Consider the following 25,347-nt stretch of genomic DNA (forward strand, 5'->3'; position numbering starts at 1 on the left):
AGAGCCCATCGCCTCTGCCGAACAGCGGACGGAGCGGACAGTGCCGGTGAAGTTGTCCTATTGCCGCCTGTGCCCCGCCTCGTGCGGGGTGCGGGTGGAGGTCGACGGCGATCGGATCCTCGGCATCGTCGGCGACGGACTGCACCCGTTGTCGGGCGGCTACTCGTGTCCGAAAGGACGTCGTGGTGGCGACTTCCATCAGGGGCCGGATCGGCTCACCACCTCGATGCGCCGCACCCCCGGCGGCAACTTCGAGCCCATCCCGGTGGAGGTCGCGATCGCGGAGATTGCCGAGCGCCTCGAAGCGATCACGGGGGAGCACGGTCCGGACGCACTGGCATTGTTCATGGGAACCCAGCAGAACTTCGCGGCGCTGACCGGCCCGATGGCGCGGGCGTGGTTCCGCACCACCGGATCCCGGAAACTGTTCTCGACCATGACGATCGATCAGTCCGCCAAGTGGATCGTGCAGTCGCGGATGGGGGAGTATCTCGGCGGGCGCCAGCGCTTCGACACCGCGGACGTGTGGCTGCTGGCCGGCACGAACCCGATGGTGTCGCTCAACGGCGGTGACGGGGACGGCGCGATCACTCAGAACCCGTCCGTGACGATCCGCAGGGCGCGCGAGCGAGGGCTGAAGCTCATCGTCGTCGATCCTCGGCGCACCGAAACTGCGGTTCGTGCGGACCTGCACCTGCAGCTCCGCCCCGGCACCGATGCCGCACTGTTCGCAGGACTGCTGCACGTGATCCTGTCCGAGGGTTGTCACGATCACGGGTTCTGCGAGCGCTTCGCAGACGGCCTCGAGGAGCTCGGCGCGGCGGTCGCACCGGCGACACCGGCGCACACCGAAGCGGTGACGGGCGTGCCGGCCGCCGATGTCATCCGCGCGGCCCGGATGTTCGCGGCGGGGCGGCGGGGCATGGCGACAACGGGCACCGGGGTGTGCATGGGCCCGCATTCCAATGTCGCCGAACACCTGGCCGCGTGCCTGAACGTCGTCTGCGGTCGGTACCTCCGCGAAGGCGAGGTGACACCCAACCGCAACGTTCTCGCACGGACGACCCCGTTGAAGGCGGAGGTTCGTCCGCCGTACCGGACCTGGGAATCCGGGTTCCGCAGCCGCATCGGCGGGATCGGCACGATGAACGGCGAGCTGCCGTCGGGCATTCTTGCCGACGAGATCCTCGAGCCGGGCGCCGACCGGGTGCGGGCACTGGTGGTCTCGGGCGGGAACCCGGCGCGGGCCCTGCCGGATCGGGAGAAGGCCGAACGTGCACTGAGCGAGCTGGAGCTCTTGGTCTGCGTCGACACGCGAATGTCCGACACCGCCCGGCTGGCCGACTATGTGATCGCGCCGACGATGGCGTACGAGCGACCCGACCACACCTTGCTGATGGAGTTCTTCTTCGCCCGGCCCTTCGCGCAATACACACCACGACTCGTGGCTCCGCCCGCAGGCGTGATCGAGGACTGGGAGTTCTTCTTCCGCCTTGCCTCTGCGGCCGGGCACACGGTGAAGTTCGCCGGGCGGGTGCTCGATCCGGACGTGCCGCCCACCTCGGACGAAATGCTCGCGATGTTCGCAGAACGCGGGCGCGTTTCCATGGACGAAGTGATGTCGGCACGACGCGGCACGCTCGCGCCTCCGGAGGAGAAGGTGGTCGGTCCGCCCGCAGAAGGAGCGTCCGAACATCGCCTCGCCCTGTGCCCGGACGATGTGAGCGCAGAAATCGCTGCTGCACTGGGTGAGTCGACGCCACAACGCGGGCTCACCATGCGGCTGACGGTGCGCCGCATGCGGGAGCTGATGAATTCGGTGGGCCGGGATGTCAGCGGGCTCGCACGCTTCGGCTACAACCCCGCACACGTGAATCCGCAGGACCTGCGGCAGCTCGGCATCGAACACGGCGACATCGTGCGCATCCGCTCGGCCCACGGCCGCATCCGGGCTGTCGCACACACCGACCCCACCGTCCGACAGGGCACGGTCTCGATGACCCACTGCTGGGGTGCGTCCGACGCCGACGCGGACCCCCGCGGAGTCGGCAGCAATGTCAACGACCTGACCGGCTACGACCGAGTCCAGAACATCAACGCGATGCCGGTGATGACTGCGGTGCCGGTGGCCGTCGAATCGGAGGTCCCCGCCGGTGCTCACTGACACTTCCGCCACGACGGTAGGCGCACGCATCTGTCCGCTGTGCGAAGCGACGTGCGGTCTGCTCTTCGAACTCGGCGGACGCACGGTGACGTCGGTGAGGCCGAACCCCGACGACGTGTTCACCGCAGGGCACAGTTGCGCGAAGGGGCTGGGCCTCGGGCAACTGGAGAACGACCCCGACGTCATCCGCACTCCGTTGATCCGCGACGGGGACGATTTCCGTGAGGCAACGTGGGACGAGGCGTTTGCCGAGATCGGTCGGCGACTGCCTCCGATCATCGCGGCGGACCCCAACAGTTGCGCTGTCTACTCGGGCAACCCGGCCGCGCACCACCTGGACCCGTCGTTCTACACGTTGCCGCTGATCTCGGCGATCGGCACCCGCAATGTCTACTCGCCCGCCAGCATCGACACTCTTCCGAAGAACTACGCGAACGCATTGCTCTACGGAACCGGGCTCGGAATGGCGGTCCCCGATATCGACCGCACGTCGTATCTGCTGATCCTGGGGTCGAATCCGCTCGTGTCGAACGGGAGCACCGTCACCGCGCCGGGAATCGGGAGGCGTTTGGAAGCGCTGCGAGAGCGCGGTGGCACCCTGGTGGTGGTCGACCCGGCGCGCACCCGGACGGCGGAGGTCGCCGACCTCCATCTCGCCATCCGGCCCGGTACCGATGCGTTTCTCCTGCTCGCACTCGTCTCGGTGATCGCGACCGAGGGGCTTGCTGCGCCCGGGCGCCTGACCGGGTACGTCGACGGATTGGACGACGTCCTTCGGCTCACAGAACAGTTCACCCCGGACGCGGTCGCGGAGATCTGCGGTATCGACGCCGACGTGATCCGCCGGATCGCACGGGATTTCGCCGCTGCCGACTCGGCCGTTGCCCATTCCCGGATGGGTTCGTGCACACAGGAGTTCGGTTCGGTCGCCAACTGGATGGTCGAGATCCTCAACATCGTGACCGGCAACCTCGATCGGCCGGGGGGCGCGATGTTCCCCGTGCCACCGGCAGGCGGTCCGACCACCTGGCCCGCCAACCCGAAGGCTCCGCTCGTGTTCGACCGATGGCGGTCGCGGGTCCGGAACATGCCGGAGGCGATGGGAGAGATCCCCGCGGTCTGTTTCGCCGAGGAAGTCCTGACCCCGGGCCCGGGACAGGTGCGGAGCCTGATCACGATCTCCGGCAACCTGGCACGGTCGTTTCCGAACAGCCACGCTGTCGAGGCCGCCCTGGCCGATCTCGAATTCATGGTGTGCATCGACGGGTACCTCAACGAGACGACCCGCTATGCCGATGTCATCCTGCCACCTCCACCGCTGACGACGCGGGGCCACCACGACCTCGCGCTCACCCACTTCCAGGTGCGCAATGTGGCCCGGTACACGGCCCCGTTGCTCGAGCCGAGTCCGGGCCAGGTCCCCGAGTGGCAGATTTTGCTGCGCCTCGCGGCAATCGTCCGTGGCGAACCGGAGCGGCCGGTCACCGAGCTCGACGACGAGGTCGCCACCACAGCGATCCGTCGCGCAGCGAAGCTCGCGGGCTGCGAACTCGACGACGTCGTACGGGCGACCGCGGGCCGCACCGGCCCGCAGCGGCTGCTGGACCTGCGGTTGCGCAGCGGCCCGTACGGCGACCGGTTCGGTGCCGTTCCCGGCGGACTGACCCTCGAACTGCTCGAACGCAATCCCAACGGCATCGACTACGGGCCGTTGCAACCGCGAATCCCCGAGGTGCTGCGGACCCCGAATGGACGGATCAACCTCGTCCCCGATGCGTTGACCGCCGACCTGCCGCGCCTGCGTGACACGCTGGCACAACCCGTGCCGGAGCTGGTCCTCGTCAACCGGCGACAGCGTCGCGGTATGAACTCCTGGCTGCACAATGCGCTGCCACAGCCCGACACAGGTCAGTGTGCGCTGTTCATGAATCCGTTCGACGCTGCCGCACGCAACCTCGTGGACGGCGACACGGTGCGTATCGCATCGAAGACCAGCGCTGTCGTCGCCGAACTGCGCATCACCGACGCGATGCGTCAGGGCGTGGTGAGCCTGCCGCACGGGTGGGGTCACGACGGCCGTGGTCTCCGCACCACTCGCTCGGCCGCTGCACCCGGTGCGAACGTCAATGCCCTGGTCGACGACACCGTGGTCGAACCGCTGACAGGCGCCCCGATCTTCAACGGTTTCCCCGTCGACGTCACCCGCGTGGAAAGGCCGCAGTCATGACCGGGGAGTCGGGTGCTCTGACCGGCACCACGATCGGTGTCGTCGGCGCCGGGATGATGGGATCGGCCCTCGCGTACACGTGCGCACGGGCCGGCGCCGACGTCGTGCTCGTTGCGCGGACCCTCGAGGGTGCGCGCCGCGGAAGGGCGTACGCCGACCGGCGCGAAATGCGTGCACTGCAGGCCGGGACGACGGATACGGCGGTCTCACAGGCGTTGCTCGCCCGCATCACGCCTACCGAACGGGTTTCGGACCTCGCGCCGGCCTCGTTGGTGGTCGAGGCCGTGGCGGAGAACGTCGCCGCCAAACAACAGGTCCTGCAGTCGGTCGAGGCCGTCACCGACCCGGGCACCTTCCTCGCGTCGACGACGTCGACCCTGCCGATCACAACCCTCGCATCCACGCTGGCACGTCCGGAGAACTTCGTCGGGATGCACTTCTTCTCGCCCGTCGACCGGATGGCGTTGGTGGAGACGATCACCGGTACGCGCACGTCGGAGACCACTCTCGCGGCATCCTTGACGTACTCACGGAAGCTCGGGAAGACGCCCATCGTGGTGCGCGACAGCCGGGGGTTCTTCACCAGCCGGGTGATGCAGCCCTATCTCGACGAGGCGATGGTCGCGGTCGGGGAAGGAATCGATCCGGTCCTCGTCGAGCGTGCGGCGCTCGAAGCGGGATACCCGGTGCCGCCATTGCAATTGCTCGACGAGATCACGTTGACCCTCAACCGCGCGGTGCAGCGAGAGAACCGAGCCGCTGTCGGGACCGCCGGCGGCGCGTGGCGGGCGACTGGTGCGGACCGTGTCCGCGACCGGATGATCGACGAGCACGGTCGAGTCGGTCGATCGGTGGGACGCGGATTCTACGAGTACGACACCGACGGCACGCGAATCGGGTTGTGGCCCGGCCTTCGCGACGTGTTCGGGACGACCCGGAGTATCCCGGTCGACGACATGCGCGACCGGTTGCTCTTCGTCGAGGTGATCGAAGCGCTGCGTTGTCTCGACGAAGGTGTGATCGGTTCCGAGGCCGACGCAGACACCGGATCCGTTCTCGGCATCGGATTCCCCGCGCACACCGGTGGGGTCGTGTCGTTCCGGCGGTCCTATACCGGTGGTGCGGAGGGATTCACGGCTCGCGCCCGCGAACTTGCCGACCGCTACGGCCACCGCTTCCTCCCGCCGGAACAGAGTTCGGAAGCACACGATCAACCGGAGTATCCATGACATACGTAGTCACCCAAGCCTGCTGCAACGACGCGACGTGTGTCGCGGTGTGTCCGGTGAACTGCATTCACCCGACTCCCGACGAAGCGCAGTACGCGCGCACCGAGATGCTCTACATCGATCCGGACACCTGCATCGATTGCGGGGCGTGCGCCGACGTGTGTCCGGTGGAGGCGATCGCGCCCGACAGCGATCTCACACCCGAGACCGAGATCTACAAGGATCTCAATGCCGCATACTTCCTGGGGAACCCGACCGTGTCCGGCCCGACGGAGGTGCCGAAGGAGCCCGTCGTCGTCGCCGAGCGGCCCGGTCCGCTGCGGGTGGCGATCGTGGGTTCCGGTCCGTCCGCCTTCTACGCTGCCGAGGAATTGCTGAAACGGCGTGACATCGACGTGGAGGTCTCCATGTTCGAGCGGCTCCCCGTCGTCGGTGGGCTCGTCCGCTTCGGTGTGGCACCGGATCATCAGACGACGAAGGCCGTCGAGCGGGTCTTCGCCCGTACCGCCGGCCGCAACGGCTTCCGCGCATTTCTCGGTGTGGAGGTCGGACGTGACCTCAGCGTCGACGAACTGCTCGACCACCACCATGCGGTGATCCACGCAGGCGGCGCTTCCGACGACCGGAAGCTCGGTATCCCGGGCGAAGACCTGCCGGGCAGCTTTGCCGCACGTGAATTCGTGGCCTGGTACAACGGGCATCCGGACTACGCCGACCGTACGTTCGATCTGTCGGGGCGTCGCGCCGTGGTGATCGGCAACGGCAATGTCGCGTTGGATGTAGCGCGGATCCTGGCACGCGATCCCGAGCGGCTCGTGCCCGGCGACATCGCGGAGCATGCTCTGGATGTACTGCGCCGCAGCGCGATCGAGGAGGTGGTGGTGCTCGGGCGCCGCGGCCCCGAGCACGGGGCGTTCACGACACCGGAACTGCTGGCGCTGGGCTCGTTGCCCGAGCTGGACGTGACCGTCCACGGCGGTTACGACGCGCCGGAGGGCGCCTCGATCAAGCTGCAGACGATCGCCGAGTACGCGCACCGGCGTCCGCAACCGGGCAGGCGGAGGATCACGCTACGCTTCCAGGCCGCGCCGGTCGAGATTCTCGGCGGCACTCGCGTCGAGGGTCTGCGGATCGCACCGTACGGCCAGGCGGGGCCCGGCGAGGACCTCGACGCGTCTCTGGTGTTGCGGTCGGTGGGGTATCGCGGCCGTCCGGTGTCGGGTCTGCCGTTCGACGCGGTCCGCGGAACGATACCCAACGTCGCAGGTCGCGTCGTCGATCCGGCCGGCAACCGTCCGATATCCGGTGTCTACGTAGCAGGCTGGATCAAGCGGGGGCCGACCGGCGTGATCGGGACCAATCGATATTGCGCAGCCGAGACCGTCGAAGCGATCGTTGCTGACCACGAACGCGCCCTCCTGTCGCGGCCGAGCCGCACGGGCGACGATCTGGCGGCGATCGTCGAGACGCGCTGTCCGGACGCGTTCGGCTTCGACGGCTGGCGGCGCATCGACCGGTACGAACGTACCGAGGGGCGTCGCCAAGGCCGTGCCCGTCGGAAACTGGTCGAGGTCGATGCGATGCGCGCCGTCGCCCATGGTGCGGACGCCCATTCGTACTTGCCTCAATAAACGACAACCTTTAGATTTAACAGGCGGGTGTGATCTGCGCCTCACCGAGGTGGGCCCGCATCGACGACACACATTCATGGAGGGCTACATGAGCGGCACCGTTGTAGACGCTTTGACCTACTGGTCTCGGTCGAAGCCGGATCTGCCCGCGATCGATTTCGACGGCGATGTCGTCAGCTACGCAGAGCTGTCGAGCTGGGCAGACGGTGTTGCGCACGACCTCGCCTCCCGTGGCGTCGCGCCGGGTGATCGAGTGGGCTTCCTCGGTGCCAACAGCCTGGAATGGGCCGTGGCCTCGCTCGGCGCCATGAAGGTCGGCGCCATCGCCGTGGGTTTCAACCAGCGCATGCTCACCGGCGAGCTCACCACCCTCGTCGACGACTGTGAACCCTCCGTGGTCTACTGCGAAGAGGCACTGCTGCCGCGACTCGAAGAGGTCCAGCAGGCACGCAACACCTTCTCGGTCGCCGTGTTCGAGAAGGATGTGCGCCCGCTGCGCGGCCGCGAACACGCGAAGTACCGCTCGCCGGTCGTCGATCTCGACACTCCCACTGCCATCGTGTTCACCAGCGGCACCACCGGGAAGCCGAAGGGTGTGATCTTCACGCACGCCACGATTGCCGGTGAGATGCACGAGTGGTCGCTGATGGAACCGATTCAGCCGAACGGTCTGCGCCCGGTACTGGTGCTGCCGCTGTTCACCGCCGCCGGCATCGTCTGGGGCATCTCGCGTGTCGTGCTGCACGGCGGAACCTTGTTCCTGCAGCCGGGATTCGACCCGTCGTCGGCGCTGCGCGTCCTCTCCGAGGACAAGGCCAACACCCTGACCGGGCCCCCGATTCTCTTCGAACAGATCGCGAAGGTGCCCGGATTTGCCGACACGGATCTGAGCCACATGATCACCGCACACGTCGGCGGTGCCCGCGTGCCTGTCGACCTGCTGCACAAGTGGCAGGCCCAAGGGGTGTCCCTGAGGCAGATCTACGGTCAGACCGAGATCGGCGGATCGGCCACCGCAATGCCGCGGGACGAAGCCGCGGAACACCCCGACAAGTGCGGGTGGGGCGGCATCTTCACGAAGATCCGGGTGGTCGACCCCGAAGGAAACGACCTCCCGCCCAACGAAACCGGTCAGATCCTGCTGCGCGGACCGGGCATGATGCCGGGATACTGGCGCAACGAGGAGGCCACCCGTGCGACTCTGATCGACGGCTGGCTCCAGACCGGCGACCTCGGCAAGCTCGACGAGAACGGCTACCTCACGTACGTCGACCGCCTCAAGGACATGATCATCTCCGGTGGCCTGAACATCTCGCCCGCCGAGATCGAGACCGTCATCAATCAGATCCCAGAGGTCGAAGAGGTCGCGGTGATCAGCGTCCCCGACGCCAAGTTCGGCGAGACGCCGGCAGCGCTGGTCAGGACGAGCGCGCAGATGAAGGAATCCGAGGTCGTCGCCTTCTGCAACGAGCGTCTCGCCGACTACAAGGTGCCGCGCTACGTCGTCTTCATGGACGAGCCGCTGCCCCGGATGCCCAGCGGGAAGATCGCGAAGCGCCAGTTGCGCGACGCCTTCGCGGATGTGCCCGACAACTACGAGAAGGTCCGGTAATCCAGTGGTGAACCCGCAGAAAGTTGCTGTCGTTACCGGCGGGGGGCGCGGCATCGGCGCGGCCATCTCGCAGCGGCTCGCCGCCGATGGATTCGCCGTCGCGGTCAACTATTCACGTAGTGCGCGCGATGCCGAGGACGTAGTCGCGAAGATCGTCGCGGACGGCGGACAGGCCGTGGCAATCCGGGCCGACATCTCGAAAGCCGCCGACGCGGAACGGCTCATCGCCGACACGACGGCCCGACTGGGTGCTCCCACCGTGCTCGTCAACAATGCGGGCATGAACAAGGCCGGTGCGGCCCGTAAGCAGTCCCCCGACGAGTTCGACGAAGTCATCGCGGTCAATCTCAACGGCGCGTTCTACTGTACACACTTCGCATTGCCCGCAATGTACGACGCAGGTTGGGGCCGTGTGGTGTTCGTGAACAGCCCGTCGGGCGGGCGCCGGCCGTCGCCCGGCATGAGTGCCTATTCCGCAGCCAAGGCCGGTCTCGTAGCCATGACCAAGACGATGGCGGTGGAGGTGGCCCGTCGCGGCATCACGGTCAACTCTGTGATGCCCGGCTTCGTCGCCACGGACATCGTGTCGTCGGGAGGCGAAGCCGGCGTGGAGGCCCTGACCAGGCACTGGCCGTCGATTCCGCCCGAGTCGATCGCCTCGACGGTGTCGTTCCTGGTGAGCGACAACGCCGCCGACGTCTCCGGTGAGGAGATCGGTGTGTGGCGGGGTGGTCCGGTCGGCGTCTGAGATGCGACCACGATGCGACCCGTGCCGATTCGATCGGCACGGGTCGCATCGTTGTTGCGTGCCCCCTGCACCCGTGCGCGTTTCTGGTAGCTCTCGCTACCAGAAACGCGCACGGTGTTGGGTAGGTGTTACACCGACACCGGGGCTCGGTCGTCGTCCTGCTTCAGGACGGACGACGACCGGGTACGGGACAGGACGGTTGCTGCGAAACCGAGCAGCGAGACGACGCAGACCAGGAGGCTGAGCCACACCGTCGTGTCGTCGAACGCCAAGGCGACTGCGATGACCGGGACGATTGCCGCGCCGAGCGCGTTGCCGGCCTCACGACCGAGACCGAGGCCACTGTAGGCGTGCTGCGTGTGGAACAACTCGATGACGTACGCGCCCATCGGACCGAAGATGGCGGCGACTCCGACCCCGTTGCCCAGTGCCATGACCACCCAGTACAGCAACGGAGGAGTTGCTGCCCCCGACAGGAGTGAAATGCCCACCCACGCGAATACGGCGCTGTAGAGGAAGCCGAACATGATCACAGGCTGTCGTCCGACACGATCCGACAGTGCTCCGAAGAGCGGGATCAGAACGGTATTCGTGAGTTGCGCAGCGATCAGACCGACCAGTACTTCGGTTCTACCGAAACCGAGCTGGTTGGTGCCGAAGGTGCCCATGAACACGATGTAGAAGTAGCCGATACCGGTCTGTCCGATGGTCATCACAAGGACGGTCAGAAGGGCGCGCGGCTGCTGTCGGATCACATCGAGAATGGGACTCTTCGACAGGGCGTCGGATTCCTTGATCTCGCGGAACGCGGGCGTCTCGGGCAGGGCACGACGGAGCCACAGGCCGTAGGCGAGGATCACGACGCTGAGCAGGAACGGAATGCGCCAGCCCCACGCGAGGAAGGCCTCTTGGGACATCAGGGCGGACACCAGGAGGAGCGACAAGGTTCCGAGCACGCCACCGAGTGCCGCGCCCATGCCGGGGAGGGAGCCGAGCAACCCACGCTTCTTCTCGGGTGCGAACTCGACGGCGACGAGGGCGGCACCGCCGTACTCACCGCTGGCCCCGATACCCTGGAGAATGCGCAGGAAGACCAGCAGAGCCGGTGCAGCCCATCCGATCTGCGCGTAACTGGGCAGAAGCCCGACGAGGAGGGTTGCCCCTCCCATCAGCAGCATCGTGAAGACCAGGATCTTCTTGCGTCCGATGCGGTCACCGAGGCTGCCGAGAATCACGCCACCTACCGGGCGGACGAGGAAGCCGACCGCGAACGTGGCGACCGCCTGTAGTGTTCCCAGGAACGGGCTCGAGCCGGTGAAGAACACGCTGGCGAAGACAATCGACGCCGCCGAGGCGTAGAGGCTGAAGTCGTAGTACTCGAGCAGGGTTCCTACGAAGGCGGCACGGCTTGCGCGTCGTGAGTCCGCGCGGGAGGGCCCGGAGGTCGTGTTCGGGGGAGGGCCTGCAGCCGCGGTCGTACGTTCGGTCATGCGAAACCTCGATGTGAGTGATGGGCGATCTGCCCGAATGATGTAGTGACGGAAACCACATTAAGCTATAGGCATTAGATTTGTCTATCGGGGTCCGTTGTGCCCGCGCCGTGTGACATCGACGTTGATGCCGGTGAGGTGCGACTGATTGCTGAGGACGTCGTATCCGTCTTTCCCGATGGGGGAGAGTCTGTTCACGTTCGCACCGGGCTGGCGCCGCGCCACCTCGAGGCTGCGAGCGGAGCTCTGACCCCATCCGTGTGTCATCGCGACCACGCCCGGCTTGAGGGCCTCGTCGTATGCCAGTACCGCGTCGACCGACCCGTAACGGTTGTGGACGGTGACGTCGTCACCGGCTACCAGTCCGCGCCGCTCCGCGTCGGCCGGGTTCATCCACAGGGGATTATTCTGGTGCACTCCTTGTTTCAGTACCGGAAGGTTGTGCAGCCAGCTGTTCACCATGTACAGGGTGCGGCGTGTGATGAGCTTGAGCTGGTCGGCACTCTCGGTGGACAACTCCTCGAGAATGTCCTCGGCGGTGCGGTATGCGCGCCGGAAAATTGCCGGGCAGCAGTCGATCAGGCCGTCGTCGTGCTGCACTGCGATGGTGAACACGTGCGACGGGTCCGCCTCGGGCAACACCGCGGTCTGGCAAGGCATTTCCTTCAGCCGCTCGATACTCAGGCCCGAGTCGCGCATGGCGGCATCCGCGTTGGCGAGGGGGTCGGGATCGGGACTGTCGAGCAGCGTCTCCACGCCCATCTCCTGCTGGATTCGTGACAGGATCCACCAGTCGTCGCGCCGGTCGCCCCTCGGCGGTACCACCGCGGGGGTGTACTGCACGTAGGGCTCCATCGCGACGCCCATCGTGTTCAGGAAGTTGAGGTCCTCGTGTTCGAGCCAATCCGTGGCGGGGAGAACGTAATCCGCCATCTCGCCGGTGACCGTGCGGTACAGGTCGATCGTCACGATCAGTTCCAGGTCTTTCAGGGCGCGGCGCAGGCGCTCTTCTCCGCCTACCGACAACAGCGGGTTACCGGAGATGACGATCAACGCTCTGATCGGATCATCCCGAGTCTCGATGTACTCCGACAGCATTGCTGCGGGCAGATCCCCACTGACAGTGCGGACCTCGCCCACGTTGTTATGGAAGAACGGATTCTCGCGCTTGCGCTTCGAATTTTGCACGACGTCGGTCATGCCGCGGGAGTAGATGTTGCCGCCTCGGCGGCCGAGGTTGCCGGTGAAGAGACTGATCATGTTGAGCATCCAGTACGCCAGCGTGCCCTGGCGTCCCTGGTTCACGCCGGTCGCCATGTAGATGCTGGCGGTGGGGGCGGTGCAGAAGTCCTCGGCGACCTTCCTGATGACGTCGGCCTCGATGCCGGTCGCCGCCGTTACTCGCTCGACGGGATACCCCCGGAGGAAATCGAGCAGCCCGTCGATGTTGCGTGCATGCTTCTCCACCGCGGTGCGGTCGTACCCGATCCGGAACACGATCTCGTGCAGGATCGCCGCGAGGAAGTAGAAGTCGGAATCGGGTTTGATCAGCAGCACGTCACCGGTGTCCGGTCCCGACGACTCGATCCGCCGCGGGTTGACGAACAGGACGGTCCCTCCGCGCTGCTTGACCGCCTTGATCTTGGCCATCGGGTTCGAGATGTGCATGAGGGTCATGTGCGAGACGAGGGGGTTGCTGCCGAGACACAGGAAATAGTCGGTGTGCAGCAGATCCGGGATCGGATGCGCCATCGACGCCCCGTAGATCGCCTCGCTTGCAGCGTATTTTGCAGAGGTATCCTGGGTGCCGGCGCTGAAACGCATCCTGGTGTCGAAACCACGCGCGAGTGCCGCCGCGTTGGCGTAGTAGGTGCCGTTGAACGCCGACGGGTTGCCTTGGTAGACGGCGAGCGCGTTGCGCCCGTACCGCCGGCGGATGTCCCCGAGCTTGTCGGCGATCTCGCGTACCGCATCGTCCCAGTCGATCGGTACGAAGTCGCCGACCTCCTCGTGGCGAGGATTCGTGCGCTTGAGCGGGCGGTCGAGGCGGTTCGGATCGTCGTGGACCTGGAGGAAGTGCACACCCTTGTGGCAGGCGAATCCCTGGTGGATCGGGTGATCCTTGTCCGGCTGCAGTGAGACTACCTGGTCGTCCCGGACGTCTGCGACGAGACCGCACCCCGGTTCGCAGATGCGGCAGAACGTGTGGACCCGGCGCGTCGTCACCTGGTCAACCGCCCACGGCGGCTGCGCAAGTCGATGCCGCCCACGGCGGCTGCGCGAGTCGATGCCGCCTGCGCCTCGTCCCGATAGTTGGACGGCCACTTCTTGCCCAGGGTCAGTCCCCCGTCGACTCCGAGGGCCTGGCCCGTGACGAACTCGGAGTCGTCCGAGGCGAGGAACGCCGCGGCGTGCGCAAGGTCCTCGGGTTCGCCGGCTCGCGGGATGGGCTGGAACGTCGTCAGGCTGCCCCGTACGGCGTCGACGCTGCGGTCGAGTGCTTCGTCCTCGAGTCCCGCACCGTGGCCTACGATGCGGGTGGCGACTCCTCCGGGGACCAGTGCATTGACGCGGATCCGGAATTCGGCCAGCTCCACGGCCGCGGTCCGGGTCAGTTGGAGCACGGCGGCCTTCGCGGCGCTGTAGGGATGCGGTCCGAATCCGGTGCGCACGCCCGCGACGCTCGAGACGTTGACGATGCTGCCGGAGCCCTGGTCGCGCATCACGCGCGCGGCATGCTTGGTTCCGAGGAACACGCTGCGTGCGAGCACGGCGAACCCGTCTTCCCATTCCTCGAGGGAGGTGTCCTCGAGGAATGTCCAGGCACCGACGCGGCCCGCGTTGTTGACCATGCAGTCGAGCCGTCCGAACCGGTCGACCGCCAGCGCGACGGCGGCCTCGACCTCGGATTCGGTGCGTACATCGGTGTGCAGGTAGGCACCGCGGGGACCGAGGGCGGCAGCAACGGTCTCCCCGCGAGCGTCGTCGATATCCGCGACGATCACACGCGCCCCGCGCTCGACGAACACGTGAGCAGTGGCTGCGCCGATTCCGCTCGCGGCTCCCGTCACCACGGCAACCTTGCCGTCGAGGTTCGTCATGGTGGACTCCTTCGGTTGTGCTCGCCGGTTCCTCGAGCTTTAATCTAAAGCCATTAGTCTTCTTCTGTCGAATCCTTCGTCCCTGGGGAGAGCCATATGTCCGATGCGACACCGATCCTGACCGAGCGGCCGCGGCCGGGCATTCTCCTGATTCGCCTCAATCGCCCGGACGAGCTCAATGCCATGAACGTCGACCTCATCGACGCGCTGCACGAGGTGCTCGCCGAGGTGCGGGACGATTCGACCACCCGCGCGATTGTGCTCACCGGTGAAGGACGTGCCTTCTGCGCAGGTCTGGATCTGCGCGGATACGGAATCCCGCAGGGTGCGACCGAGGGGGAGGGTCGCGCGCAACTCGGACTGCGGGTGCAGAAGCACATCGCGGGTCTCGTCGATGCATTCCGCGGTGCGCGGCCACCGATCATCGCGGCCGTCAACGGGGCCGCGGCGGGCGGCGGAATGTCACTCGCCCTCATGTCCGACATACGCATCGTGTCCGAATCCGCGGTGTTCCATGCCGCGTTCATTCGCCGCGGCCTGTCCAACTGCGACATCGGAATGAGCTGGCTCCTGCCCCGCATGATCGGCTTCTCCCGGGCTGCGCAGATCATGCTCACCGGCAGGTCCATCGACGCCGCCGAAGCCGAACGGATCGGGCTCGTCTCGTCCGTCGAACCCGCCGACAAGCTGCTCGACGTCGCGCTGGACACCGCCGGGGCCATCGCACAGAACAGCCCGTTCGGCGTCTGGATGACCAAGGAAGTGATGTGGTCGAACCTGGAGGCGCCCAGCATGCGCGCTGCAATCGACCTCGAGAACCGTACGCAGATCCTCAGCTCGTTGACGCGCGATCACAAGGAAGCCGTCGTCTCGTTCCTCGAGAAGCGGCCGCCGGCGTTCCAGAATCACTGACCGGCACCGATTGATTCGACGACACACCGAAGAGGCAGTGAAAGCAGCATGAGAGTTGGAATCGCCGCAGGGTATTGGGGTTCGGGCCCGCCGCGCAATGTCGAACGGATGCTCGCCGAGGCCGAAGCGCTCGGGGTCGACAGCTTCTGGACCGCCGAGACCTACGGGTCCGACGCGCTGACACCTCTCGCGTGGTGGGGTGCGCAGACGTCGAGGATCAAGCTGGGGACGTCGGTGTGCCAGATGTCGGCGCGCACACCGACGGCGCTGGCGATGGCCGCGCAGACCCTCGATCACCTCAGCGGTGGTCGCGTGATCATCGGCATCGGCGCGTCCGGGCCGCAGGTCGTCGAGGGCTGGTACGGGCAGCCCTACCCGCGACCTCTCGAACGCACCCGCGAGTACATCGAGATCATGCGGCAGGTGTGGGCGCGTGAGGAGCCGGTGACCTACTCGGGACGGCACTACCAGCTGCCGCTCCAGGGCGGCTCCGGACTGGGGAAGCCGCTCAAGTCGATCGTCCACCCCCTGCGTAACGACGTCCCCGTCTACATGGGCGCCGAGGGCCCGAAGAACGTGGCGCTCGCCGCCGAGATCGCCGACGGCTGGACGCCGCTGTGGTTCTCGCCCAAGAGCGACGAGTTCTACCGCACGGCACTCGCCGAAGGCTTTTCGCGTGAGGGAGCGCGCCGCACCGCCGACGACTTCGAGGTTGCGAACGTGTGCTGGCTCCTCGAGAACGACGACGTGGAGAAGGCCGCCGCCCGGCTCAAGCCGACGGTCGCGCTCTACGCCGGCGGTATGGGGGCCAAGGGTGCCAACTTCCACAACGACGTGTTCGCCCGCATGGGGTGGGGCGAGGTGTGCGCCGAGATCCAGGAGCTGTACCTGAGCGGGCGGCCCGAGCTCGCCGCACAGGCCGTGCCCACCGAGATGGTCGAGGACGTCGCCCTGGTCGGTCCCGCGGACAAGATCATCGAAGAGATCGAAACCAAGTGGAAGTCCACGTGCCTGACCACCCTCATCCTCGGTGGGTGGCCGAAGCCGGAGAACCGCGAGCGCATTCTGGAGGCAGTGCAGTCGTGACCCTCGATCCGAGAACCCCGATCCTGGTCGGCACCGGCCAGGTCGACGAACGCGGCCGCGGCGTGGAGCCCGTCGATCTCATGGTGCGCGCGGCGCGCGAGGCCGCTGCCGATGCCGGGTCCGCGCGCCTGCTCGAACTGGTCGACTCCGTCCGCGTGGTCGGGCTCCTGTCCTGGCGTTACCGCGACCCGGGCGCACTCGTCGGCGAGCGCATCGGCGCGACCGTACGGCACACCGGTTACTCCGGAAACGGTGGGAGCACGCCGCAGGTGCTGGTCAACGGTTCCGCCGAGGACATCGCCGCTGGCCGCGCCGACGTCGTGCTCATCGGTGGCGCCGAATCCTGGCGGACCCGCATGAAGCTGCGGGCGCAGAAGCAGCGACCCGAGTGGAGCGTGCAGGACGAGTCGGTGCCCGCCGCCGAGATCATGGTCACCGATGTGCCGATGGCGGACGAGAGCGAACGCCGGATCGGTCTGGACCGGCCCTCGTACGTCTATCCGCTGTTCGAGCAGGCGCTGCGGGTCTCGGCGGGACGCTCCCTCGAGGAGCACCGCGAGTTCATCGGGGGCCTGTGGTCGCGGTTCAGCAAGATCGCGGCAACGAACCCGAATGCGTGGGTGCAGCGGGAGTACACCGCGGCGGAGATCGCGACACCGTCGCCCGAGAACCGGATGATCTCCACGCCCTACACCAAGCTGCTGAACTCGAACAACATGGTCGATCAGGGCGCGGTGCTGCTGATGTGCTCGGTCGAGACGGCCGCCCGGCTCGGTATCCCGCGGGAGAACTGGGTCTTTCCGCAGTCCGGCACCGAATCGCACGATACGTATGCGATCGCCGAACGGGGTGCCCTCGACGGGTCACCGGCGATTCGCATTGCGGGGGCGCGGGCTCTCGAGCTCGCGGGTATCGGGCTGGACGATGTCGCGCACGTCGATGTGTACTCGTGTTTTCCGTCGGCGGTACAGGTTGCGGCGAACGAGCTGGGGTTGGCGCTGGATGATCCGGGTCGGCCGCTGACCGTGACCGGTGGTCTGACGTTCGGGGGTGGCCCGTGGAACAACTACGTGAGCCATTCGATCGCGACCATGGCGAAACGGGTGCGTGAGTCCCCGGGTTCGTACGGTCTGGTGACCGCCAACAGCGGCTATCTCACGAAGCACGCCATGGGCGTGTACCGGACGGAACCTCCCGCCGGAGGATTCCGGCGGCTGGACGTGCAGGCCGAGGTGGCGGGGCAGCCCACGACCGCCGCGCTCATGTCCTACGCGGGCACGGCGTCGGCGGAGTCGTGGACCGTGGTGTACGGCCGCGACGGTTCGCCGGAGCGTGGTTTCCTCGCGGCACGCACTGCCGCAGGGGAGCGAACCCTCGCGGCGACCACGGACGCCGAGGATCTCGCGCGCCTCACGGAGGGCGATGTTGCAGGTCAGCACGTTTCGATCACGGAGGACGGGCAGTTCCACTTCGCGCGACGTTGACGGCATTTATCTAACGACATAAGGTTATTGCACTGACGGACACGACAGGCTCGTGTCACGAATCGAGGAGTTCACAGATGTCTGTCGAAGACTTTCGTGCACTGTACGAACAGCATGTCGGCTACGTTGTCGCCGGAAACATGAAGGCCGCTCTCGCCGACATGGTGCGAGAGAACATTCCGCAGGTCTTCGACGGAATCGACACCCCCCGCGAGGCCACGAAAGGCTTCGAGATCAAGGACGTGCGCGCCGAGGGCGACCGGATGGTGGGCGAGACCGTCTACGACATGGGCGACCGTTCGATCGGGCTGCGCTCCATCTGGGAGCTCCACGACGGACGCTGGCTCGCGGCGAAGCTCGAGAACTTCCCCGCCGGAACGGAGGCGAACGCATGACCGCAACAGAACTCGCGACCGAACCGTGGGGACCCGCGCCGGACGGACTCGATCAGCCGTACTGGGACGGTCTCCTTGCCGGTGAGCTGCGCCTTCAGCGCTGCAGCGATTGCCGCACGTGGATCTGGGGGCCGCAGGCCATTTGCGGTCACTGCCACAGCTTCGACCTCGGATGGGAAACCGTCGAGCCGGCCGGCACCGTCTACAGCTGGAATCGCAGCTGGTACCCGTACATGGACGAATATGCCGAGCGGTTGCCGTACGTGACGGTGCTCGTCGAACTGCCGCACGCCGGTGGCCGACGGGTGCTGGGCATTCTCGCAGACGACATCGACGCGAACCCCGAGATCGGCGACCGGGTCGTCGGAGTCTTCGAGCGGACCGAGGGCGCCGCCTGGCCGTTGCTGCGCTGGCGCCGGGCCGATTCGATCGTAGAGGGAGAAATGCGATGAGCGCCAACATCATGCGCGGCGCGACGGCCGTCGTCGGCGTCGCCGAACAGCATTACAAGCGCGGCGAAGCCCCGCACAGCGAGAAGCGCATGACTCTCGAGGTCATCCTCCGGGCGTGTGCCGACGCGGGTATCAACCCCCGCGAGATCGACGGCTTCGTCTCCTACGCGGGCGGCGCCAACGACGGCGCCATCATCGGCGGCGCACTGCTGATCGACGAACTGCGTTGGTCGAACATGATGTGGGGTGGGGGCGGCGGCAGCGTCGCAGCGGCCATCACGAATGCGGCCACTGCGATCGCCACCGGTCAAGCCGAGTGTGTTGTGGTCTATCGCGCGATGACGCAGGCGGATACGGGTCGGCTCGGATACGCGAAGTACCACTACGGCAGTCACTTCCTCGCGCACGGCATCGGCTCGCCCGCGCAGATCTGCGCGATGCGCACCCAGCGGATGCTCGAGCACGGCGGGGTGCCGCGGTCGGCCATGCGATCCCTGGTCCTCGCGTCGTACCAGCACGCGCAGAGCAACCCGACGGCGCAGGGTTACGGACGCCCACTCGACGAGGAGACCTACGAGGATTCGCGGTTGATCGCAGAGCCGTTCCACCTGTTCGACTGCTCCCGTGAAAGCGACGGTGCGGTCGCGCTGGTGCTCGTCTCGGCCGAGCGGGCGAAGACCTTGCGTCCCGACCCGGCGTATCTACTGGCAGGCGCGCAAGGTGCACCGGGCGGATACTCGGAACTGATCGACAACGATCTCGGCGAGCAGTACATGACCGCCGGATTCGGCCCGGCCAACAACGGAAAACCCGGTGTCGCCGAAAGGCTTTGGTCTGCAGCCGGTCTCGGACCGGATGATGTCGACGTGGTCCAGGTCTACGAGAACTTCAGTGGTCCTGCTGTCGCGGCACTGATCGATCACGGCCTCTGTCCGCCGGGGGAGGCTGCCGGCACCTTCATGACCGTCGAGAACCTCACCGCGCCGAACGGCAAACTGCCCATCAACACCAGCGGCGGCAACCTCGCCGATTCGTTCATCAACGGTCTGAACCTCGCGGTCGAAGCGGTCCGGCAGATCCGCGGCACCTCGACCAACCCGGTGGAGGGCGCGAAGACCTCCCTGTTCATCGGCGGCCCGATGGCGCCGTTGGTGAGCTCGGTGCTGTTCGGCCACGAAGACACCCTCTGACCGCCACGTCCGAAAGGCACGACATGAACGACCGTGACACCAATAGTCTGGACCGGAGCGAGCTGTTCATCGGCGGACGGTGGGTAGCGCCGAAGTCCGGTGGCGGCGTGGACGTCATCGAGGCGGCCACCGAGAAGGTGCTGGGTACCTCCGCTCTCGCGTCCGACGCCGACATCGATGCGGCCGTCGCGGCCGCGCGTACCGCCCTGACGGGTCCGTGGAGCAGGCTGACCAACGTCGAACGGGCCGACCTGCTCGACACGTTCGCGGCCGCCCTCAAGTCACGTGGTCGCGACACGTCCCGGCTGGTGAGCCGCGAGAACGGCATGCCGATCGCGCTGTCGGGCGGTGTGAACGGTTTCGGCCCCGCGGCGATGCTCTCGTACTACGCAGGTCTGATCCGCGAAGCGTCCAACGAGGACGTGCGGCCGAGTGCATTCGGCGGTCGCACCGTCGTGCGCCGCGAGCCCGTGGGCGTGGTCGCGGCAATCACGCCGTGGAACTACCCGCAGCCGCTCGCTGCGATGAAGCTCGCTCCCGCGCTCGCGGCGGGATGCACGGTGGTGCTCAAGCCCGCCCCCGAGACCGCACTCGATGCGTTCGCCTTCGCCGACGCCGCGCTCGAGGCGGGCCTGCCCGACGGTGTGGTCAACGTCGTCCCCGCCGACCGCGACGCCGGTGCCTACCTGGTTTCGCACCCGGGCGTCGACAAGGTGGCGTTCACCGGGTCCACCGCGGCAGGTCGCGCGATCGGGGCGGTCTGCGGTCGGCTGCTGCGGCCGGTCACGCTCGAGCTCGGCGGCAAGTCCGCGGCGATCGTCACCGAGCACGCCGATCTCGACGTCTTCGCGAAGAACCTGCTCGAGGTGTCGCTGGTCAACAACGGCCAGACCTGCCACGCGAGCACCCGGATCCTCGCCCCGCGCTCGCGGTACGACGAGGTCGTGGACGCGGTCACCGAGACCGTGCGGGCACTGACCGTCGGTGATCCGCTCGACAAGGCCACCAACGTGGGTCCGCTGGTCTCGGCCGCGCAGCGCGACCGCGTCCTCGGCTACATCGCTTCGGGCCGCGCCGACGGCTACCGCATCACCACCGGCGGCGGCGTCCCTGCCGACCAACCGCTGGGGTGGTTCGTCGAGCCGACCGTGTTCGCCGACGTCGACAACTCCGCGCGCATCGCGCAGGAGGAGATCTTCGGTCCGGTGCTGACCATCACCGCGTACGACGGTGAGAACGAGGCAGTTGCCATCGCCAACGACTCGGAGTACGGACTCGGCGGCACGGTCTGGACCACAGACGAACAGCACGGCCTCGACCTCGCGGCGCGGATTCACAGCGGCACAGTCGGAGTGAACTACTACGCCCTCGATCTGGACGCGCCGTTCGGCGGCGTCAAGTCGTCGGGGCTGGGCCGCGAGCTCGGCCCGGAGGGACTGGCACCGTACTTCACCGCGAAGTCGGTGTACTTCGGAACTCGCTGACCAGAGCCAGGTCTCGCGGCGAGCACACACTATTGGAGCACAAGATGGCACTACCTCTGCATGGTGTCCGGGTACTGGAACTGACGGACGGATTCGGCGACACCGCGGGCCGGTTCCTCGCCGACCTCGGGGCCGAGGTCGTCCGAGTCGAACTGCCCGGAGGCTCGCCTTCGCGCTCGGCGCACCCGGTCCGGAACGGCGTGAGCGTTCCGTTCGCGCTGCGCAACGCGAACAAGCTCGGCGTCACGCTCGATCTCGAGGAGGACGAAGGCCGGGACCGGTTGCGCGCCCTCGCGCGGCGCTCGGACATTCTGCTGGAGTCGTTCCCCCCGGGCTTCCTCGCTGCGCGCGGCGTGGGTACTGCGGACCTGTGCCGGGCCAATCCCGCGCTCGTGGCCGTGTCGATCACCGGTTTCGGTCAGGACGGTCCGTATCGCGACTGGGCGGCGACAGAGCCGGTCCTGTATGCGCTCAGCGGTGTATTGTCGCGTTCCGGTGAGCCGGGGGAGCAGCCTCTGCTGCCGCCCGACGGGCTGATCGACGAGTCGGTAGGCGTGCACACGGCGTGGTCGGCGCTACTCGCCTACTTCGACCGGTTGCACACCGGACGTGGCCAGACCGTCGACATCTCGGCGTTCGAGGTCATCGTGCACGGCTTCGATCCCGGATTCGGTGTGCAGGGCTCCGCTGCCGCCGGCCGTTCCGAGGACTTCCCGCGGGGCCGGCCCGACGCCGCCAACTTCTACCCGGTCTATCGCTGCGGCGACGGGCAGGTGCGCATCTGCCTGCTCGCGAAGCGGCAGTGGCGGGCGATGTTCGAATGGCTCGGTGAGCCGGAGGAATTCGCGGATCCGACATACGACACCATTCCCGCGCGATTCGCTGCGTCCGCTCGCCTCAATCCGCTCATCGAACAGCTGTTCAGCACCTATACCCGCGACGAACTCGTCGTCGAAGGTGCGGCCCGGGGCATCCCGATCGGTGGTCTCAACACCGTGTCGGAGGTCTTGACGACCGAGCATTTCGATGCGGCCGGTACGTTCGTCGATACCGAGATCTCACCCGGCGTCACCGCGCGAGTCCCGTCCGGGTACGCGAAGGTCGACGGGCAGCGAGCCGGAGTGCGCATGCGTGCGCCAGAACTCGGTGAGCACAACGACACGGTGTTCGGGTCCGACATCGACGGGGCTCACGATCCGATTCCCGCACTGCAGCGCGAACCGGGTGGGCGGCCGTTCGAGGGTCTTCGGGTCCTCGATATGGGTGTCGTGGTGTTCGGTGCTGAACTCGGGCGCCAGTTCGCGGACAACGGCGCCGACGTCATCAAGATCGAGAACTCGAACTTCCCGGACGGATTGCGTCAGTCGAAGCGGGGTGCGGCCCTCGCCGCGTCCGTGGCGTGGGGCCACCGTAACCGCCGCAGCCTCGGACTGAACCTGCGCAGTCCCGAAGGCATCCGCATCTTCAAGCGGCTGGCCGCCGAAGCGGACATCGTGCTCGCCAACTTCAAGCCCGGCACTCTCGCCTCGATGGGGCTCTCGTACGACGAGCTCGCCGCGATCAATCCGCGCATCATCGTGTCCGAGAGCAGCGCCTTCGGCAGTGTCGGCCCGTGGAACAAGCGGCTCGGCTACGGACCGCTGGTACGGGCAGCCTGTGGTGTCTCGGCGCTCTGGCGGTACTCGGACACCACTGATGCACTGTGCGACGGCTCGACTGTCTACCCCGATCACATCGCCGGACAGGTCACCGCAACCACGATTCTCGCCACGCTGATCCACCGGCTGCGGACCGGGCGTGGCGCCGCGATCGAGGTCGCTCAGGCCGACACCGCGATCGTGCAACTGGGTAGCCAGCTCGTCGCGGAACATCTCGACCCTGGGTCGATCGGCGCCCCGGGAAATTCCGATCCGTACTCGGCGCCCTCCGGGGTGTACCCGTGTGGAGGTGACGACGAGTGGTGTGTCGTCACCGTCCGCGACGACACGGACTGGGCGAGGCTGTGCGGTGTAGTCGGCCGGCCCGACCTCGCCGACGACCCTCGTTTCGCCACCGCCGAGCTCAGGATCGACCACCGCGCCGAGGCCGACGAGGTGCTGACGGAGTGGCTGCTGCGGCACACGCCGACCGAGGCGATGGAGACTCTGCAGGCGGCTGGAATACCGGCCGGGGCCATGATCCGGTTGCCGGAGCTGCTCACCAACCCTCAGCTGATCGCGCGCGGTGCGTACACCGAGCTCGAACACGAGCTGCTTCCGGCGCCGCTCCCGACCGCGAAGCAGGTGGCGCACTTCGCGACGTTGCCGGACTGGCCGCTGCGGCAGGCGCCCCTGGCCGGTCAGCAGACACGTGAGATCTGCGAGAGAGTGCTCGGGCTGAGCACAGTCGAGATCGATTCGCTCGTGCGCGACGGCGTGCTGCAACCGCCCGCCGACGATCCGGCGCTGTCGCCGGTTCCCTCCACTGTGTGACACAGCCGAGAAGGTCCCCGGAGCTTCCTCCGGGGACCTTCTACTGTTCGGGCCGACTTCCTGCGACCGGGTCGAGCGGGATCAGCGCGTCGACGGCGTGAACGTGATCGGCAGCTTCTCGCATCCACGGACCTGGGACGAATGGAAGACCGCGGGATTGTCCGGAACGAGCGCGTAGTCGGGAATCCGCTTGTGAATCTCCTCCATGGCGAGCCTCAGCTCGAGCCGCGCGAGATGGGAGCCGAGGCAGCGATGCGGGCCGGCGCCGAACCCGATGTGGCGGTTGGGGTGCCGTTCGATCTGCAGCTCGTCAGGGTTGTCGAACTCGTCGTCGTCACGGTTGGCGGAGGTCATCAACACCAAGAGTTGGTCGCCGGCCTTGATCGAGACACCACCGATCTCGGTGTCTCGGGTCGCACGCCGGCCGCCGCTCGTGGCAGTCTCGATCCGCAGGATCTCTTCCACCGCCGACGGAATCAGCGTCGGGTCGTCAAGGATCGCCTCGCGCTGCTCGAGATTACGAGACAGGTGGATGAGTCCCCAGGCGAGAGCGCCTTGGACGGTGTGGAGTCCCGCGACGAGAAGCAGGAAGAACATCCGGCACAGTTCCTCGTCGGTGAGCTGCCTGGGTGTTCCTTCGACGTCGAGTGGGGTGTTGATGATCTGCGCCGTGAGGCTCCCGGAGTTGTCGTCGCCGGAGCGGACCCGGGCGACCACCTGCCCGAAGTACTCGTAGATCTCGCCGGCGGCCTTCGCGCGGGCCTCGGCCGATTCCTCCTCGCTCGCGCCGGGGATGCCCTGGAGCGTGATGTCGGTCCACTCCGTGAATTGCGGTGCGTCGCTCAGTGGCCACCCCATGAGCGCAAGGAAGATCCGCGTCGGCAGTTCGTGTGCGAACTCGGAGATGAACTCGCACTCGCCCTTTTCTGCGAAGTCGTCGATCAGCGCGGTGATGATGCCCCGGATCTCGGGCTCGAGCGCCTTCATTTGCTTGGGACTGAACAGCGGCTGAAGTGCCTGCCGATAGTAGCTGTGTTCGGGCGGGTCGAGTTCGAGTGGAAGGAATTTACCCTGCGCGGCATTGAGCAGGTTGTTCGGGAAGCTCGAGAACGTCTCCGGATCCTGGAGCACCTGGAGTGCCTCGCTGTATCGGGTGACGACCCAGTGTCCGCCGTGATGTGGGGAGTAGAGGACCGGCCCTTGCTTGCGTAACGCAGCGACACGCTCCTGGAACACATCGGCCGGCACGGCCAGGGACGGGTCGTACACATCGAAGTCGGTGATCAGATGTGCGGGAATTTCGATCTGTGTCGTGATCATCGGCGATCCTTCGCGAGGGGAGTGATCCGGAGAGCGCCTCGGCGGGGAGGGGTCTTCCGGGGAGTCAGGTGATGTGGCGCTGTGACGAGCGCGGGCTGACGTGGGGAGGGGCGATTGCCTTGGGACGACGGTAGATCAGTCGTTTCCGACCGGTCAACAGCGTATGTGCTCATGTCTGCGTTTCGCAGGGGAATTGCTGTCGCGCAGTCGGTGCCCGCTTGACCGATTAACCGATAGCATTTAGATTGATCGGTGTGATGCGCAGCACTCGCGTGCTGCGGGTGGGGCGCGTATCACACGTAGCACGCGGTGCTTCCCTGTTCGTGTCCGTGAACTGAAATCTGTTGTGGG

Annotated in this window: 18 protein-coding genes; 14 read left to right on the forward strand and 4 right to left on the reverse strand. The window is 66.8% G+C overall.

The annotated features are described in order from the left end of the window. Nucleotides 1–40: 40 nt before the first annotated feature. From KZJ41_RS06035 to KZJ41_RS06060, 6 genes are all read left to right on the forward strand, one after another. Nucleotides 41–2,164, forward strand: a complete 2,124-nt coding sequence (locus KZJ41_RS06035; protein ID WP_065922965.1) for a molybdopterin-dependent oxidoreductase — start codon at nt 41–43, stop codon at nt 2,162–2,164. Continuing rightward, on the forward strand, nt 2,154–4,391 hold the full coding sequence (locus KZJ41_RS06040; RefSeq protein ID WP_065922964.1) for a molybdopterin-dependent oxidoreductase: 2,238 nt from the start codon (nt 2,154–2,156) through the stop codon (nt 4,389–4,391). Before KZJ41_RS06035 ends, KZJ41_RS06040 begins: the two co-directional genes overlap by 11 nt. Next, nucleotides 4,388–5,620, forward strand: a complete 1,233-nt coding sequence (locus KZJ41_RS06045) for a 3-hydroxyacyl-CoA dehydrogenase family protein (RefSeq protein ID WP_050034660.1) — start codon at nt 4,388–4,390, stop codon at nt 5,618–5,620. Before KZJ41_RS06040 ends, KZJ41_RS06045 begins: the two co-directional genes overlap by 4 nt. After that, on the forward strand, nt 5,617–7,251 hold the full coding sequence (locus KZJ41_RS06050; RefSeq protein WP_065922963.1) for an FAD-dependent oxidoreductase: 1,635 nt from the start codon (nt 5,617–5,619) through the stop codon (nt 7,249–7,251). Before KZJ41_RS06045 ends, KZJ41_RS06050 begins: the two co-directional genes overlap by 4 nt. Before the next feature lie 88 nt (nt 7,252–7,339). Continuing rightward, entirely contained in the window at nt 7,340–8,863 is a 1,524-nt protein-coding gene (locus KZJ41_RS06055) for a class I adenylate-forming enzyme family protein (protein ID WP_050036282.1), read from the forward strand. A gap of 7 nt (nt 8,864–8,870) precedes the next feature. Next, nucleotides 8,871–9,611 carry an SDR family NAD(P)-dependent oxidoreductase gene (locus KZJ41_RS06060; RefSeq protein WP_029541609.1) on the forward strand — a complete coding sequence of 247 codons (741 nt, stop codon included), beginning with the start codon at nt 8,871–8,873 and terminating at the stop codon, nt 9,609–9,611. A 128-nt stretch (nt 9,612–9,739) separates the two neighbouring features. Here KZJ41_RS06060 and KZJ41_RS06065 read toward each other — a convergent pair whose 3' ends face one another. From KZJ41_RS06065 to KZJ41_RS06075, 3 genes are all read right to left on the reverse strand, one after another. Further along, the gene (locus KZJ41_RS06065; protein WP_029541610.1) at nt 9,740–11,101 is read right to left on the reverse strand and encodes an MFS transporter; all 1,362 of its coding nucleotides are present in this window, start codon (nt 11,099–11,101) and stop codon (nt 9,740–9,742) included. 84 nt (nt 11,102–11,185) lie between these two features. Next, nucleotides 11,186–13,327: a molybdopterin-dependent oxidoreductase gene (locus KZJ41_RS06070; protein ID WP_065922962.1), complete on the reverse strand. Its 2,142-nt coding sequence runs from the start codon at nt 13,325–13,327 to the stop codon at nt 11,186–11,188. Beyond that, on the reverse strand, nt 13,324–14,202 hold the full coding sequence (locus tag KZJ41_RS06075; protein WP_029541613.1) for a glucose 1-dehydrogenase: 879 nt from the start codon (nt 14,200–14,202) through the stop codon (nt 13,324–13,326). Before KZJ41_RS06075 ends, KZJ41_RS06070 begins: the two co-directional genes overlap by 4 nt. Before the next feature lie 96 nt (nt 14,203–14,298). Between KZJ41_RS06075 and KZJ41_RS06080 the strand changes: the two genes are divergently transcribed. The 8 genes from KZJ41_RS06080 (at nt 14,299) to KZJ41_RS06115 (ending at nt 23,676) form a co-directional block, all read left to right on the forward strand. Further along, on the forward strand, nt 14,299–15,114 hold the full coding sequence (locus tag KZJ41_RS06080) for an enoyl-CoA hydratase/isomerase family protein (RefSeq protein WP_006936325.1): 816 nt from the start codon (nt 14,299–14,301) through the stop codon (nt 15,112–15,114). A gap of 48 nt (nt 15,115–15,162) precedes the next feature. After that, complete coding sequence (locus KZJ41_RS06085; RefSeq protein WP_029541618.1) at nt 15,163–16,200, forward strand: LLM class F420-dependent oxidoreductase; 1,038 nt, start codon at nt 15,163–15,165, stop codon at nt 16,198–16,200. Continuing rightward, nucleotides 16,197–17,684: an acetyl-CoA acetyltransferase gene (locus KZJ41_RS06090; RefSeq protein WP_065922961.1), complete on the forward strand. Its 1,488-nt coding sequence runs from the start codon at nt 16,197–16,199 to the stop codon at nt 17,682–17,684. The genes KZJ41_RS06085 and KZJ41_RS06090 overlap by 4 nt, the downstream gene beginning before the upstream one ends. A 77-nt stretch (nt 17,685–17,761) precedes the next feature. Continuing rightward, nucleotides 17,762–18,079 carry a hypothetical protein gene (locus tag KZJ41_RS06095; RefSeq protein ID WP_029541620.1) on the forward strand — a complete coding sequence of 106 codons (318 nt, stop codon included), beginning with the start codon at nt 17,762–17,764 and terminating at the stop codon, nt 18,077–18,079. Continuing rightward, nucleotides 18,076–18,531: a Zn-ribbon domain-containing OB-fold protein gene (locus tag KZJ41_RS06100; RefSeq protein WP_006936317.1), complete on the forward strand. Its 456-nt coding sequence runs from the start codon at nt 18,076–18,078 to the stop codon at nt 18,529–18,531. Before KZJ41_RS06095 ends, KZJ41_RS06100 begins: the two co-directional genes overlap by 4 nt. Continuing rightward, complete coding sequence (locus tag KZJ41_RS06105) at nt 18,528–19,721, forward strand: hypothetical protein (protein WP_006936315.1); 1,194 nt, start codon at nt 18,528–18,530, stop codon at nt 19,719–19,721. Before KZJ41_RS06100 ends, KZJ41_RS06105 begins: the two co-directional genes overlap by 4 nt. A gap of 23 nt (nt 19,722–19,744) precedes the next feature. After that, a complete protein-coding gene (locus KZJ41_RS06110; RefSeq protein ID WP_065922960.1) occupies nt 19,745–21,205 on the forward strand; it encodes an aldehyde dehydrogenase in 1,461 nt (486 codons plus the stop codon). A gap of 44 nt (nt 21,206–21,249) precedes the next feature. After that, on the forward strand, nt 21,250–23,676 hold the full coding sequence (locus tag KZJ41_RS06115; RefSeq protein ID WP_006936308.1) for a CaiB/BaiF CoA-transferase family protein: 2,427 nt from the start codon (nt 21,250–21,252) through the stop codon (nt 23,674–23,676). A gap of 81 nt (nt 23,677–23,757) precedes the next feature. On the opposite strand, the gene KZJ41_RS06120 is transcribed toward KZJ41_RS06115, so the two are convergent. After that, complete coding sequence (locus tag KZJ41_RS06120; RefSeq protein WP_050034668.1) at nt 23,758–24,996, reverse strand: cytochrome P450; 1,239 nt, start codon at nt 24,994–24,996, stop codon at nt 23,758–23,760. Between the last annotated feature and the right edge of the window lie 351 nt (nt 24,997–25,347).

The sequence above is a fragment of the Rhodococcus sp. 11-3 genome (genome assembly GCF_023704055.1).
In the GTDB taxonomy this organism is placed as follows: Bacteria; Actinomycetota; Actinomycetes; order Mycobacteriales; family Mycobacteriaceae; genus Rhodococcus; species Rhodococcus aetherivorans.

Bases quoted from the DNA above. Each gene is read 5' to 3' on its own strand.
- KZJ41_RS06045 (WP_050034660.1), top strand. From the start codon at position 4,388: ATGACCGGGGAGTCGGGTGCTCTGACCGGCACCACGATCGGTGTCGTC.
- KZJ41_RS06050 (WP_065922963.1), top strand. From the start codon at position 5,617: ATGACATACGTAGTCACCCAAGCCTGCTGCAACGACGCGACGTGTGTC.
- KZJ41_RS06055 (WP_050036282.1), top strand. From the start codon at position 7,340: ATGAGCGGCACCGTTGTAGACGCTTTGACCTACTGGTCTCGGTCGAAG.
- KZJ41_RS06065 (WP_029541610.1), bottom strand. From the start codon at position 11,101: ATGACCGAACGTACGACCGCGGCTGCAGGCCCTCCCCCGAACACGACC.
- KZJ41_RS06075 (WP_029541613.1), bottom strand. From the start codon at position 14,202: ATGACGAACCTCGACGGCAAGGTTGCCGTGGTGACGGGAGCCGCGAGC.
- KZJ41_RS06080 (WP_006936325.1), top strand. From the start codon at position 14,299: ATGTCCGATGCGACACCGATCCTGACCGAGCGGCCGCGGCCGGGCATT.
- KZJ41_RS06085 (WP_029541618.1), top strand. From the start codon at position 15,163: ATGAGAGTTGGAATCGCCGCAGGGTATTGGGGTTCGGGCCCGCCGCGC.
- KZJ41_RS06095 (WP_029541620.1), top strand. From the start codon at position 17,762: ATGTCTGTCGAAGACTTTCGTGCACTGTACGAACAGCATGTCGGCTAC.
- KZJ41_RS06100 (WP_006936317.1), top strand. From the start codon at position 18,076: ATGACCGCAACAGAACTCGCGACCGAACCGTGGGGACCCGCGCCGGAC.
- KZJ41_RS06105 (WP_006936315.1), top strand. From the start codon at position 18,528: ATGAGCGCCAACATCATGCGCGGCGCGACGGCCGTCGTCGGCGTCGCC.
- KZJ41_RS06110 (WP_065922960.1), top strand. From the start codon at position 19,745: ATGAACGACCGTGACACCAATAGTCTGGACCGGAGCGAGCTGTTCATC.
- KZJ41_RS06115 (WP_006936308.1), top strand. From the start codon at position 21,250: ATGGCACTACCTCTGCATGGTGTCCGGGTACTGGAACTGACGGACGGA.
- KZJ41_RS06120 (WP_050034668.1), bottom strand. From the start codon at position 24,996: ATGATCACGACACAGATCGAAATTCCCGCACATCTGATCACCGACTTC.